The 13,840-nt window shown below is 67.5% G+C and carries 10 protein-coding genes; 4 read left to right on the plus strand and 6 right to left on the minus strand.

Going from position 1 to position 13,840, the window contains the following annotated elements:
* Positions 1-76: 76 nt before the first annotated feature.
* Positions 77-703, minus strand: coding sequence for a TetR/AcrR family transcriptional regulator (locus tag J2T23_RS05535; protein WP_307357880.1), 627 nt, complete (start codon positions 701-703; stop codon positions 77-79).
* A 115-nt stretch (positions 704-818) separates the two neighbouring features.
* Positions 819-1,796: an ABC transporter substrate-binding protein gene (locus tag J2T23_RS05540; protein ID WP_307357882.1), complete on the minus strand. Its 978-nt coding sequence runs from the start codon at positions 1,794-1,796 to the stop codon at positions 819-821.
* A gap of 321 nt (positions 1,797-2,117) precedes the next feature.
* Between J2T23_RS05540 and J2T23_RS05545 the strand changes: the two genes are divergently transcribed.
* A complete protein-coding gene (locus J2T23_RS05545; RefSeq protein ID WP_307357884.1) occupies positions 2,118-4,451 on the plus strand; it encodes a coiled-coil domain-containing protein in 2,334 nt (777 codons plus the stop codon).
* A 93-nt stretch (positions 4,452-4,544) separates the two neighbouring features.
* Here the strand turns inward: J2T23_RS05545 and J2T23_RS05550 are convergent, their stop codons facing one another.
* Positions 4,545-5,243 (minus strand): type 1 glutamine amidotransferase domain-containing protein, encoded by a 699-nt coding sequence (locus J2T23_RS05550; protein WP_307357886.1) that lies wholly within the window; start codon positions 5,241-5,243, stop codon positions 4,545-4,547.
* Positions 5,244-5,283: 40 nt separating this feature from the next.
* Positions 5,284-6,156: an aldo/keto reductase gene (locus tag J2T23_RS05555; protein ID WP_056391954.1), complete on the minus strand. Its 873-nt coding sequence runs from the start codon at positions 6,154-6,156 to the stop codon at positions 5,284-5,286.
* A gap of 142 nt (positions 6,157-6,298) precedes the next feature.
* On the opposite strand from J2T23_RS05555, the gene J2T23_RS05560 reads away from it, so the two are divergent.
* From J2T23_RS05560 to J2T23_RS05570, 3 genes are all read left to right on the plus strand, one after another.
* On the plus strand, positions 6,299-7,288 hold the full coding sequence (locus J2T23_RS05560; RefSeq protein ID WP_018769951.1) for an LLM class flavin-dependent oxidoreductase: 990 nt from the start codon (positions 6,299-6,301) through the stop codon (positions 7,286-7,288).
* A 219-nt stretch (positions 7,289-7,507) separates the two neighbouring features.
* The gene (locus J2T23_RS05565; RefSeq protein WP_307357890.1) at positions 7,508-10,138 is read left to right on the plus strand and encodes a trehalase-like domain-containing protein; all 2,631 of its coding nucleotides are present in this window, start codon (positions 7,508-7,510) and stop codon (positions 10,136-10,138) included.
* Between the two features lie 64 nt (positions 10,139-10,202).
* Positions 10,203-11,669, plus strand: coding sequence for an MFS transporter (locus J2T23_RS05570; protein ID WP_307357893.1), 1,467 nt, complete (start codon positions 10,203-10,205; stop codon positions 11,667-11,669).
* A 61-nt stretch (positions 11,670-11,730) separates the two neighbouring features.
* Here J2T23_RS05570 and J2T23_RS05575 read toward each other — a convergent pair whose 3' ends face one another.
* Positions 11,731-12,864, minus strand: a complete 1,134-nt coding sequence (locus J2T23_RS05575; RefSeq protein WP_307357896.1) for an FAD-dependent oxidoreductase — start codon at positions 12,862-12,864, stop codon at positions 11,731-11,733.
* 38 nt (positions 12,865-12,902) lie between these two features.
* Complete coding sequence (locus J2T23_RS05580; RefSeq protein WP_307357898.1) at positions 12,903-13,829, minus strand: AEC family transporter; 927 nt, start codon at positions 13,827-13,829, stop codon at positions 12,903-12,905.
* Between the last annotated feature and the right edge of the window lie 11 nt (positions 13,830-13,840).

The following is a 13,840-nucleotide window of genomic DNA, read 5'->3' on the forward strand; positions in this document are numbered from 1 at the left end:
ACAAGTGTTCAATAGGTTTCTTGAACACTTGTTCAATGCTTCGCAGGGCGCTACTGTTGCCCCTGAAGCGGGTTTTTCAGGGCCGGAAGGTAACCCGGCCGCCGGCGTTTTCGTCCGGAACCGGTGCGAACGCGATCTGCTCCGTCCGCTCGATGCTCCGCTCAATTGAAGCCTTGTCAACGCCCAGCAGCGCGGTCAGCCAGACGCCGTTCTGGATGACCACAATGTCCGAGGCGCGCTCCCTGCACGCTTCCCAGGTCAGCCCTGGCATGGCGCTGGACACCAAGGCCGCGAGCCCGTCGATGTACCGGTCGAAGGCGGCGGCGTTGATCTGCGCGTAGTCCTCATCCGCCTGGGCAAGGGCCCACAGGTGCAGGCGCAGGGACAGGTAGCGCGTGGTCAGCAGGTCAGCTCCGGCAACGCGCCGGAGCGCCCGGCGCAGCTGTTCATCCGGGGCCACCGACGGGTCCGGGGCGACGAGTAAAAGGTCATGCTCATCCACGCGGCGCAGGGCGGCACGGATCAGGGTGGTCTTGTCGTCGTAGTAGTAGTTGACCAGGCCCAGCGCCACGCCGGCTTCGCGTGCGACGGCGCGCATGCTCACGCCGGAAATCCCGTGGCGGGACAGCAGGTCCATTGCCGCTTCGAGAATGCGGGCCTGCCTGTCCACTTGTTCGCCGGAGTTAACGGCACTGGTCCCCATCTGGCCAGACTATTGCCTAACCGGCCGGGAGCGCACTTTCGCGGATCCGCACTCAAACAGAAGAATCCCCGCCCTGCTGCCGGCAGGGCGGGGATTCCTTCGTCGGCAGGCTGCCTTATTTCTTGGGCAGGCCCGCCGGGTTCAGTTCGGACTTCTGGATGGCCTCGGAGGAGAGGCCCCAGCGGTCCAGGATTTTGGCGTAGGTGCCATCCTCGATCAAGTGGTTCAGCGCAGCCCGGGCGGCCACCGCCAGGCCGTTGCCCTTCTTGGTGGTGAAGGCGATCTGCGCCGTCAGTGGCCAGCCGCCGTTCAGCGTCCCCACCTGCTTCGTCTTTCCGTCCTGCGCCGCCTTGTAGGCGGCAGCCGCGTTGGGCCCAAACGTCAGGTCCGCACGGCCTGACTGAAGGGCCAGGCTCGAGGCGGAGTCGTCGTCGTAATACTGGAACTGGACCGGCGCCAGGCCGTTCTTCTTGTTCTCCTCGTCCCAGCGCACCAGGATGGCCTCCTGGTTGGTGCCGGAGCCCACGATGATCCTCTTGCCGGCCACGTCCTTGGCCTCCTTGATTTCCCCGATGTCCGAACCGCTCTTGGCATAGAAGCCCAGGAGGTCATTGCGGTAGGTGGCGAAGTCGAACTTTTCCTTGCGTGCCTCGGTGACGGTGACGTTGGACAGCACGGCCTCGTACTTGGACGATTCGATGCCCAACGGCCAGTCCGCCCACGCCACGGGCAGGACCTCCACCTGCAGGCCCAGTGACTCGCCCACGGCGTAGGCGATGTCCACCTCGCTGCCGATCAGGGTCTTGTTGTCCGTGGCGAAGAGGCTGAGCGGCGCCGCGCCGCCCGTGGTCACCACGGTGAGTTTGCCATCGGCCTTGATGGCCTCGGGGACCAGTGCGGCAGCGGCGGGGTCCGCAGCGACTTTGAAGCGGTCCTGCTCCGGGGACAGGTTGAAGGTCTTGCCGGCAGTGTTTGTGGCGGACGACGACGGTGCTGTCGCCGCCGAAGCGCCGGGGTCGGAGCAGGCAGCCAGTCCCAGCAGTGCTGAAACGGCAAGGGCCACGACGGCGGCCGGCCTGGTGGTGAAGGCCATGGTTCCTCCTTGGAACGAGGGTGGAAGATGCAGCGGGATGTGCGCGTTGCAGCCACTATCCGGCAGCCTCCGCGGTGGAATCAAAGGCCGCGAAACCCGGGGATACAGGGAGTAACGGCAGTTCACCGGAGGACCGCGGCGGTCATATTCGCCAGCTGTGGCCCAGCCGGACACGCGCCTGTCACGCATCCAGCAGAAAGCGAGTACTCGGGCAAGAAAGACAAGTGGTGATTACGCGTGTTCTCCGGCCACTCCGGAACCTACGGTTGGGCCATGAGGCGGCCAGAGTGGGCCGCCGCTCAGGTCTCACCAGGAGCTCGCATGCGCACTTCCCCGTCCAAGTCCCCCTTGTCCCGACGCCTTGCCGCCGCCGTCATCCTTCCCGGGCTGCTCACCACCAGCATGGTATTGGTCCAGCCCGCGGTTGCAGCCACCGGCACGGTCACCGGAATCTGCAACGGGGTGGTGAACCAGCTGGCGCACCGCGGCAACGTTCAGGAAAACCTCCTGAAGGCCGCAGCGAAGAAGAACGCCGACATCATCCTGGCGCTGCAGGCCGAGAAAGCAACGCTCCAATCCAAGGCTGACGCTCTGACAGCGGACATCGCGGCGGCGGACAAGACGCTGGCCGCCATGGATGCCCAGGCAACCCAGCTCGACAAGGACGCAGCCGCCGCCCAGGCTGAGGTGGACCAGCTGGGCCCCCTGGTCACTGCCAAGTCCGGAGCGGTTGCGCAGGCAACGGGCGACCTCGCCGCCCTGCGAAGCCAGCAGGCGGACGTCCAAAACGCGCTGGTACCGCTGCAGGAGCAACTGACTGCGGCGCAGACCGCCGCCGATGGGCTAAAGGCACAGGCCGCAGACCTCGCTGCCAAGCAGGCTGACAACGCGCAGGCCCTGGCCGCAGCGCAGGCCCAACTGGAGGAGCTGAAGCAGTCGGCAGCCACGGCAACCGCCGACGTTGCCGCGAAGGCGGCCCAGATCCAGCAGGCGCAAACCGACCTTGCTGCCCTGTCTTCCCAGGCGCAACAGGCAGCCTCAGCGGTGAGCGCCGCACAGCTGCAGGTCACCCAGGCGGAGGCGGACCTGAGGACACTGGAAGCCGCCGGAACCACCGCGGCGGGGGCGCTCCAAGCCCAAAAGGACCAGGTGGCCGCAGCCCAGCAGACACTGGGAAACCTCCAGGCAGCTGCAACGGCCGCCACGAATGCGGTTACGGACAAGCAGGGACAGATCGCAGCCGCCCAGTCTGACCTGGCCACACTGCAGGGCGACGCTGCCAATGCGAAAGCTGCACTGGAAGCCAAGAATGCCGCGCTCACCGCAGCCCAAGGCGACCTCACCACACTGCAGACAACTGCCGCGGCCGCCCAGAAGGCCTACGACGACCAGATGGCAAAGGTAAACGCAGCCAACGCCCAGGTGGCCGCACTGCAGGGGCAGATCGCCACGCTCAACGGCCAAATCTCATCGAAGCAGTCTGCACTGGCCGCAGCCCAGAGCGACCTCAAGACGCTTCAGGACAACGCGGCTTCACTGCAGTCCCAGATTGACGCCATCACCAAGCAGATCGCCGCCATCAAGGGAACCAGCGAGGAGAAGAAGGCGCTTCAGGATCTGCGTAAGTCCAAGTCAGACGAACTGGCCCTCGTAAACAACCAGATCGCGGACAAGAGCACCCAGATTTCGGGCCTCCAGGGTGATTTGGCAACCCTGAACAGCCAGGTCACCGCGCTGAATGCGCAGCTCCTTACGAGGCAGCAGGAAAGCAGTACGCTGCAACAGCAGGCGGCGCCGCTGCAGGCATCCCTGACCGCCGCGAACTTAGCCGTCGCGGCCAAGGAAGCCGATATGGCCGCGCTCAAGGCCCAGGTGCCCGGCCTGCAGGATGCAGTGAACCAGGCCAACGCAGCAATCATCACCAAGCAGGCGGAGCTGACGTCCGTGCAAAACCAGTTGCCGGACCTCCAAAAGGCAGCCGATGATGCAGCAGCCGCCGTTACAGCCCAGCAGCAGACAGTCAAGGGCCTGGAAGCCGCGCTGCCTGGGCTTGCTTCTGACTTCCAGCAGGCGCAGCAGGCGGTGACCGACCAGAAAGCAGTCCTGGAATCGAAGAATGAAGCCCTGACCCAGGCCCAAACGGATTTGGCCGCCGCGAATAACGCCGTCCAGCAGAAGCAGGCAGAGCTGGGCGCGCTGCAGGACCAGCTCCCAGCGCTCCAAGCGACCGTTACCGCAGCCAACACTGCAGTAACGGCCAAGGAAGTGGAACTCACGGCCCTCAACAACCTGGCAGACAGCTTGGCCTTGCAGATCACCGGACTCAACGGCCAAGTTACCGCCAAGGAGTCCGAGATTCTGTCCTTGCAAACCCGGGTAGCACCCTTGCTGCAGCAGCTCAACCAGCTAAAGGGTGACATCAGCACCGCGGAAGCAAACCTCGCAATGCTGCAGGGCCAGCTGACCGGCCTGGACCAGCAGCTCTCGGCGGCGCAGCAGAAGCTGGCCACGCTGCAGGCCCAAAAGAAGCAGAACACTGCCGACATCAAGGCCCAAAAGGACGTCGTCGCAGGGCTGCAGTCCCAACTCGGCACCGTACAACAGCAGATCCGTGCCATCGACGGAACGATAGCGCTGGGAGGCTGCGCCGCCTGATCCGCAGCCGGGCCAGCGCCCAACGACGTTCGCCGCAGAGAGGGGACCAGCTCACTGAGCTGGTCCCCTCTCTAGTGCGTCACGGCCGGTTGCCTAGGACAGTGCCGCGAGCACTTCCTTGGCCACATCCTCGCTGGACTGCGGGTTCTGCCCGGTGATGAGGTTGCCGTCCCGCACCACGTTGGAGGACCAGGCCGCGCCGTTCTCGATGACGGCACCCTTGGCCTTGAGGGCGTCCTCCACCAGCCACGGCGTGTTCTCCCCGGTGCCGCCGCCAAGTTCTTCCTCGTTGGTGAAGACCGTCAGGCGCCGGCCCTTGAAAGTGAACCCGCCGTCGTCGTCCGTTGCACTCAGCAGCCCCGCCGGACCGTGGCAGAACGGCGCAATGATCTTGCCGTCCCTGTTCGCTGACACCAGCAGGCGTCCCAGGTCGGTGTCCTGGTAGAGGTCCGCCATGGGGCCGTGGCCGCCGGGCATCACCACGGCGTCATACGCTGCGGCGTCGACGTCGGCCAGCACCAGCGGGTGCGCCAGCTCGCCGTCGATCTTTTCCAGGTAGTCCCGGAAGCCCTGTGCCCGGTCCTCGCCACCGGCCGATTCGGCAGCCAGGCTGACTTGGTCCACGGTGGGCTTCCGGCCGCCGGGGGTTGCGATGTGGACGGTGTTACCGGCCTGCGTCAGGGTCTGGTGGGCCACCACCAGTTCCTCTGCCCAGTAGCCGGTGGGGTGCTCGCTGCCGTCCTTCATGGTGAGGGAATCCGCGGCCGAGACGACCATCAAAATGTTTGCCATCGTGTAGCTCCTGTCCAGGTTTCTTTACGTACCGAGTTCTCTACTTGCCGGCCGCTTCTAGCTCCGCGTACGTATCGTCGTCGAGCGTGATGCCTGCGGCGCCCATGTTCTCTTCGAGGTGCTGCACGGAGCCGGTGCCGGGGATGGGCATCATCACGGGGGAGCGGCGCAGCAGCCAGGCCAGGGCCACCTGGGAGGTGGTGGCGCCAAGGCGCTTGGCGGCCTCATCCAGCGGTCCGCCCGGCCGGGCGAGCTCGCCGGCGGAGATCGGCGCCCACGGGATGAAGCCGATTCCGTTCTCCTCGGAGTAGCGCAGCACGTCCTCGGAGCTGCGGTCCGTCAGGTTGTAGCGGTTCTGGACGGTGGACACCGTGAAGTGCTTTCCGGCGGCTTCGAGTTCGGCCACGCCCACCTGGGACAGGCCCAGGGCGCGGACCTTGCCTTCGTCCTGGAGCTCACGCAGCACGCCGAACTGCTCCTCGGCGTCCACCTTGGGATCGATGCGGTGCAGCTGCAGCAGGTCCAGCGTGTCCACCTTCAGCTTGCGCAGGCTCAGTTCCGTCTGCTGGCGCAGGTATTCCGGCCGGCCAACGGGAACCCATTTGTTGGGCCCCGTGCGTGTGAAGCCCACCTTGGTGGCGATCTTCAGCCCCTCCTTGTAGGGGTGGAGGGCCTCGGCAATGATTTCCTCGCTGATGTTGGGGCCGTACGAGTCGGCGGTGTCAATGAAATCCACGCCGAGTTCGACGGCGCGGCGCACCACGGCCACGGCGGCCTGCCGGTCTGCGGGCTCACCCCAGACGCCGTCACCCACAATGCGCATGGCACCAAAACCCAGCCGGTGCACGGTTCCCAGGTCCTTGAGGTCGATCGTTGCGGACAGTTCCAGCTGCTTCGTTGAATCATGGCTCATAGGGGCGGCAACCTCATCAGTATGCTGAGTATTCCCCAGCTCACAGAAATAAGGCGGGGCCCGCCGTCGTTATGCATCACGTGCCCGCCGCCATCCGGCCGGCACCCCCCCTACGAAACATTTTGAAAGGCCGGCACCTGACGTGACTCTTCCCCTCTCCATCCTTGACCTGGCAACCATCGGCAAAGGCCAGACGGCGGCGGAGAGTTTCGCAGGCAGCGTGGCCATGGCGCAGGACGCCGAGAAGCTGGGCTACCGGCGCGTCTGGTACGCCGAGCACCACAACATGTCCTCCATCGCCTCCTCCGCCACCAGCGTGCTGATCGCCCACGTGGCGGCGCACACCGAAAGCATCCGGCTGGGCGCCGGCGGCGTCATGCTGCCCAACCATTCCCCGCTGACCATCGCAGAGCAGTTCGGCACCCTGGAAACGCTGCACCCCGGACGGATCGACCTGGGCCTGGGCCGGGCCCCGGGCAGTGACCAGAACACCATGCGCGCCCTGCGCCGGGACCCGATGTCCGCCGACAGCTTCCCGCAGGACGTCCTTGAACTGCAGGGCTACCTGACCGGCCCCACCCGCATCGAGGGCGTCGAGGCCACCCCGGGCAAGGGGACCAACGTGCCGCTGTACATCCTGGGGTCGTCCCTGTTCGGCGCCCGCCTGGCCGCGCAGCTGGGCCTGCCCTACGCCTTCGCCTCGCACTTCGCCCCCGCCGCTTTGCAGGACGCGGTGGCCATCTACCGCAGCGAGTTCAAACCGTCCGCCCAGCTGGACGCGCCGCACGTGATCGCCGGCGTCAACGTCATCGCCGCCGACTCCGCGTCCGAGGCGCAGGCCATGTTCCAGGCCACCAAGCGCGCCCGCGTCTCCCTGTTCTTCGGCGGCGGCCGCGAATTCACCGACGACGAGGCGGACATGATCCTGGACTCGCCGCAGGGACGCCACATGGCACAAATGATGACGTACTCCGCAGTGGGGACGCCCGACGTCGTCATTGACTACCTGGACAGCTTTGGAAAGCACGCCGATGCAGACGAACTCATCGTGGCGCACCAGAGCCCGGGGACGGAGGCGCGCCTGCGGTCCGTGGAACTCCTGGCCGAGGCGGCCGGGCTGGTCCGGGTGTAGCCGCTGTGGTTTGCCGGCCGGTGCGCAACATGCAACGCCACTCGGTCGGTCAGACTTTTACACATACGCAATGAAGGGGACTTCCGGGGGTAACTGCCCGGGCTGAGGATGGGATGTGCCCCGGGTCATCCACCCGGAACCCCGGGGCGCCAACCGGTAGCCCGCGGACCATCCGTGCGGCTGTGTTCCCGGCCTGGCCCTGCCTCAAAGGGGTTTTGGATGCCGACGCCATTGAACCAGAGCGTGGCGGATTCCGCGCTGCTCACACGGTCCCTTCCGCTGGACATGCTGCGCGCCTTCATCCAGTCCGATGCGGCGGACAACGGGCTGACCCCCGCCCTGCTCGCGGAGCTCAAGGTGCTGGCCCGCGTCCCCAGCCTGCTGGTGGCCTGCAATTACGGCGGAACGCTGTGCGACGCCGAAGGCATCTCCACCGAGACGCTCCCGCTGGGCAGCGCGGCCATTGCGCTTCGTGCGCTGGCAGCGCTGCCCAATACCCATGCGGCGATCATCTCGGGCCGCTCCCTGCGTGACCTGGCAGCGGTGTCACGGCTGCCCGCGGAGGTGCACCTCATCGGTTCGCACGGCGCCGAAGCGGACATGGGGTTCGCCCACGCGCAGAGCCTGGCCACCGAGTCCGTCCTGCAGAAGGTCAATGCCGCCCTCAACGAGGCCGTCGGCTTCCACGAGGGCATCTGGATCGAACGCAAACCGGTGGCAGTTTCGGTGCACACCCGGCCCGCCCGGCCGGACGTGGTGGCGACCGTGACGGAAATTTCCCGGCAGATCGCTGCTGCCCACGGGCTGTTCTTCATCGTGGACGGCTCCGTGCTGGACCTGTCCGTGGTGGAACCGTCCAAGGGCGAGGCATTGGAGACCCTCAGGTCCCGGCTGGGGGCCAGCGCGGCCATGTTCGCGGGGGACGCCGCCAGCGACGAACTGGCCATTGCCACCCTGCGCGGGCCCGACCTCGGCCTGCACGTGGGCCAGGGCGAGACGGCAGCCCCGCACCGCCTCCGCGACCCCCAATCCTTCGCCCGCGTCCTGGCGTTCCTCTTCGAACTGCGGCGGGCGTGGCTGTTCGGGGAGGACGCGGTGGGCCTTGAACGCCACTCGATGATCGGGAACGGGTCCTCCACCGCGCTGCTGACGCCCGACGCGAAGATCTGCTGGATGAGCCACCCGCTGCCGGACTCCGGTTCCCTGTTCGCCCACATTTTGGGCGGCGATGCCGCCGGGCACTTCTCGGTGGAACCGGTGAAAGCCTCCCAGGTGCTGGGGCAGCGCTACGTGGACAGCACCATGATTGTCGAAACCCGTTGGGCGGACGTCACGGTCACCGACTACCTGGAGCCTGCACCGGAAGGCATCACCAGCCTGGTCCGGGTGCTGACGGGCCACGGTGCCGCCAGGATCACGTTTGCTCCGCGGCCGGACTACGCGAACGCCCCATTCAGCATGGAGGCGCGGGGCGGGGAACTGCATGTGCTGGGCACCTCGGAGCCCATCATCCTGTTCGCGCCGGGCGCCGCGTTCAGCATCACCTCGGACGGCCGCCATGCCACGGCAACGGCGTCCGTCAACCTCCAGGACGGGCCCGTGGTGCTCAACCTCCGCTGCGGGGACACCGAGCCGCAGTCCGCGGACCCCGGCGGGGAGACGGAACGGCGGGCACGGGTGGCGCTCCATGCCCGGCAGTGGGTGCAGAACCTTTCCCTGCCATCGGTCAAGCCCTCGCTGGTACGGCGGTCGGCGCTGGTGCTCCGCGCCCTGGTGCATGAACCCACGGGCGCCGTACTCGCGGCCCCCACCACTTCCCTGCCCGAGGGGATCGGCGGGACCAGGAACTGGGATTACCGGTACTGCTGGCTGCGGGATGCCTCCATGACCGTCAATGCGCTGGTGGACCTGGGCTCCACGGCGGAGGCGGCCGGATTCCTGGGCTGGCTGGGCCGGATCCTCGAACACGCACCGGGCCCCGAATGGCTGCACCCCCTGTACTCGGTGACGGGCGCGCCGCTGTCCACGGAAGCCGTCGTCGACAGTCTGCCGGGGTACGCGGGATCCCGTCCGGTGCGGATCGGCAATGCGGCGGATCACCAGGTCCAGCTGGACGTCTTTGGGCCGGTGGCCGAACTCATCCACTCGCTGAGTGAACGCGAGGACGCGCTCGCCGACGACCACTGGGAGCTGATGAACCAGATGGCCTCGGCGGTCCTGGCCCGCTGGCATGAACCGGACCACGGGATCTGGGAAGCCCGGCGGGCAGCACGGCATCACGTGTATTCAAAGGTGATGTGCTGGGTGACCCTGGACCGCGCGCTGCGGACCGCGGCGCGGCACGGCCGGGAGCCGGACCCGGCCTGGGCGCCGGCGGCAGCCACGATCCGTGCGGAAGTGCTCCGGGAGGGCTGGGACGAGTCCGCGAAGTCCTACACTGTTGCCTACGACAGCCCGGACCTGGATGCCGCCGTCCTGCACATCGGCCTCTCCGGCCTGCTGGACGTCACGGACCAGCGCTTCCTGGATACCGTCACCGCCGTGGAGCGGGAGCTGCGGGTGGGTCCAACGGTCTTCCGCTACAGGTACGACGACGGGCTGCCGGGCCTGGAGGGCGGGTTCCACATCTGCACCACCTGGCTGATCGAGGCGTACGTGGCCGTCGGCCGCATCGATGAAGCCTGGGACCTGTTTGACCAGCTGGTGAACCTTTTCGGCCCCACCGGGCTGCTCCCCGAGGAATACGACCCCGGCACCGAGACCCACCTGGGCAACCATCCGCAGGCCTACTCGCACCTGGGCTTCATCCGCTGTGCCCGGCTGCTGGACGAACACCAGGACAGGAGATAGTCGGCTCCCATTGTGGGTACGTAGAGTGGAGGTAACAGGGATCCACCTTACTGAAACGAGACTGATGACGACCGCCCGCGCCCAGGGAGTAGGGTTCCGGTCCGACCGCGGCCCCATCCTCATCGCCCTGATGCTGTCCACGGGACTCGTGGCCATCGACTCCACCATCGTGGCCACGGCCGTCCCGTCGATCGTCCGGGACGTGGGCGGCTTCGCATCCTTCCCATGGCTTTTCTCCGCATACCTGCTGGCGCAGGCGGTGTCCGTCCCCATCTACGGCAAGCTCTCCGACATGGCCGGCCGCAAACCGATCATCCTCACCGGCATCGGCCTGTTCCTGCTGGGCTCGGTGCTCTGCGGCGTGGCGTGGAGCATGCCCTCCCTGATCGCTTTCCGCGCCCTGCAGGGACTCGGCGCCGGCGCGGTGCTGCCCGTGGCCGTGACCATCGCCGGGGACATCTACACCCTGCAGGAGCGTGCCAAGGTCCAGGGCTACCTGGCCAGTGTCTGGGCCATCTCGTCCGTGGTGGGCCCCAGCCTGGGCGGCGTCTTCTCCGCCCTCGGCATCTGGCGCGGCATCTTCCTGGTCAACGTGCCGCTCTGCCTGCTGGCAGGCTGGATGCTGGTCCGCACCCTGCACGAGAATGTGGAACGGAAGAGGCACAAGGTGGACTACGCCGGCGCCGTCCTCCTGGCCGGATCGCTCGGCCTGCTCATCCTCGGTGCGCTGCAGGGCGGCCAGGCGTGGGCCTGGAATTCGCCCATCAGCATTGGCGTCTTCGTCGTCGGGGCGGTGCTGCTGGTGGCCTTCCTCCTGGTGGAGCGGCGGGCGGCGGAGCCCATCCTCCCGGCCTGGGTGGTGTCCCGGCGCCTGCTGGCCACCACAGCGCTGGTGTCCTTCGGCGTCGGCGCGATGATGATCGGCCTGACCTCCTACGTGCCCACCTTCCTCGAAGGCGCCCTGTCCTCCTCGCCGCTCGTGGCCGGCCTGGCGCTCGCAGCCCTGACCCTCGGCTGGCCGCTCAGCGCCTCGCAGGCCGGGAAGTTCTACCTGCGGATCGGGTTCAAGTCCACCGCCCTGATCGGCATTGCCATCGCCGTGGCGGGGCTGCTGATCCTGTCGCTGACGGCGTCGTCGCCCAACGTGGCGCTGATCGCGGTCAGCTGCTTCGTCGTCGGGCTTGGCCTGGGCCTGCTGGCCACCCCCACGCTGATTTCCGCCCAGTCCAGCGTTCCCTGGCACGAACGCGGCGTGGTGACCAGCACCAACATGTTCGCCCGGTCCATCGGCAGTGCCCTGGGCGTGGCCGTGTTCGGCGCCGTGGCCAACTCTATTTACGGCGGCAGCAGCGGTGGGGAGGCCGTCCCCGCCACGGTAATCAGCGCTTCGGGTGCCGTGTTCCTGGCCGCGCTCGTGGCCGGCCTCCTCACGGTGGCAGCGGTGCTGTCCATGCCGGCGGTCAAGGCCGAGGACAGCGGCAATTCCGGCGCGGAGCCAGTGCCCACCAACGCGGACGGCAGCCGGGAGTAGGGAATCCCGCCAGACCGGCACGCCAGCCCGGCGGCGCCGCCCGCCCTGGGTGGCAGCGCCGCTAGCGGGACGCCCGGAAGATCGACGGCGCTGGCCGGGTCCCGGTGGCAAGGTCGGCCAGGATCCGCCCCACCACCGGGGTGAACTTGAAGCCATGGCCGGAGAAGCCCGCGCCGATCACCACCGGCCCCACCCGGTCCAAAATGAAGTCCTCGTCCGGGGTGGTGGTGTACGTGCAGCTGATGGCCTCGAACGAATCAGGGTCCACGCCGGGCAGCCACTGCCGTGCGTACTCCTGCAGCGCTGCCAGCTGCGTTGGTTCGGGCAGAAAATCGCGGTGGTCCGGGTCCACCACCGGGCCCACCCCGTGCCAGCCGGCCTTGATGCCTTCGCCGGGGGTCTGCATGCCGTACACGGGGGAGTACCAGCCCTGGTAATCCGGGCCGGGATAGTGGTTGAAGCCGGGCCACACCGCGCCGGGGTCCGCCACCCGGAAATGCGCCGGCTGCTCCTGCGTCACCCTCAGCTTCGGGATCCGCAACGCTGCGGCGCCCGTGCCCGCAACCCTGGCCAGCAGCTTTTCCGTCCAGCCGCCGGCGGTCACGACGGCCTGGGCTGCGGTGACCACTTCCGTGCCCGCAGCGGATTCAAGGCCCAGCCGCACGCCGTCGTCGAACACCTCGAAGTCCACCACCTTGGTATGGTGCCGGATCTCGGCGCCGCGGGCGGAGGCGAGACGCTGGAAGGCGGGCAGCGCCGCCTCCGGGTTGAGCTGGCCGCCGTCGGGCATATGCAGGACCTGCTGGTCGAAGCGGATGCCGCGCCAGCGCCCGCCGGCTTCGGCAGGGTCCAGGAATTCGGCGCGGATGCCGGCCTCGGTCAGGGCCTCGGCAACCTTGGGGAGGTCCCCGCCGGGACCATGGGCTACCACGCCGGTGCGCGCCAGCAGCTGCACGCCGCTGTCCTGCTCCAGCTCGTCCCACAGGGCGAGCCCCTCTGCCAGCATGGCCACGTAGTCGGGCTGGTGGTAGCCAGGGTTGAGGTTCCGGGTAGCACCGTGGGAGGCGCCGATCTTGTGGCCTGGGCCGAATTGTTCCACCAGCGTCACCTGCCGGCCGCGGCGGGACAGTGCCCACGCGGCCGCAGAGCCCATGGCCCCGCCGCCGATCACGACGGTGTCCAGCACAGTATTCATCAGCCCTCCAAGCTGCAGTTATGTCGGTTGGCCGGCGCTCAGGCCAGCAGCAGTGCCACGCCGATCATCGCCGGCACCGCCACCACGGTGGTGATGAGCACGGTGTCCTTGGCGACGGTAAGCCCGGTCTGGTACCGGCTGGCGGCTACGAACACATTCTGCGCGGTGGGCAGCGAGGACGTCACCACCACCGCGAACAGGGCATGCCCCTCCATCCCGAGCGCGAAGCGGGCAAAGACGTAGGCCAGGGCCGGCTGGACCGCGAGCTTGAAGCCGCTGGCCAGCAGGGTGTCCACGCGCCGGCCGGCGGAGGCCTGCAGCGGGCGGCTGCCGTTCAGGCTCATCCCGAACGCCATCAGCATGGCCGGAATCGCGGCCCCGCCAATCAGGTGGATCGGCTCCATGACGAGCGCCGGCACCTGGAATCCGGTGCCTGCCACCAGCAGCCCCAGTCCGGAGCCCACGATCATCGGATTGCGCAGGATCATCAGGAAGAAGCCCAAAACCGTGGTCCGGTGCGTGCTGGTGCTCGAGTCCAGGACCATCAGGAACGTTGGCGTGAAGAAGGCCAGCTGGAAGATCAGCAGGGGCGCCACATAGCTCGCATCGCCCAGGACATATACCGCGATGGGAATACCCAGGTTCGCCGAGTTGGCAAGGGACGCGGACATGGCGGACATCAGCGATTCCGGGAGGGCCCGCTTCAGCCAGAACCTGGCCAGCACCAGGTAGATCCCGGCCGTGGCGATGGCCGCCACCGCCGTGACCAGGAGCGGTTCGGCGAAGACTTCCTGCAGGCGGGCCTTGCTCAGGGTTTCAAAGAGGAGCGCCGGACTGGCGACGAAGAACGTCAGGCCGCTCAGGACGGGGCGGGCGTTATCACCAAGGATCCGCTTCCGGCCCACGAACCAACCCACCAGGATGATGCACCAAACGACGAAGAATCCCGCCAGCACCCCTAGCAAGGGTCAGCCGT

The sequence above is a fragment of the Pseudarthrobacter niigatensis genome, assembly GCF_030812615.1.
In the GTDB taxonomy this organism is placed as follows: domain Bacteria; phylum Actinomycetota; class Actinomycetes; order Actinomycetales; family Micrococcaceae; genus Arthrobacter; species Arthrobacter niigatensis.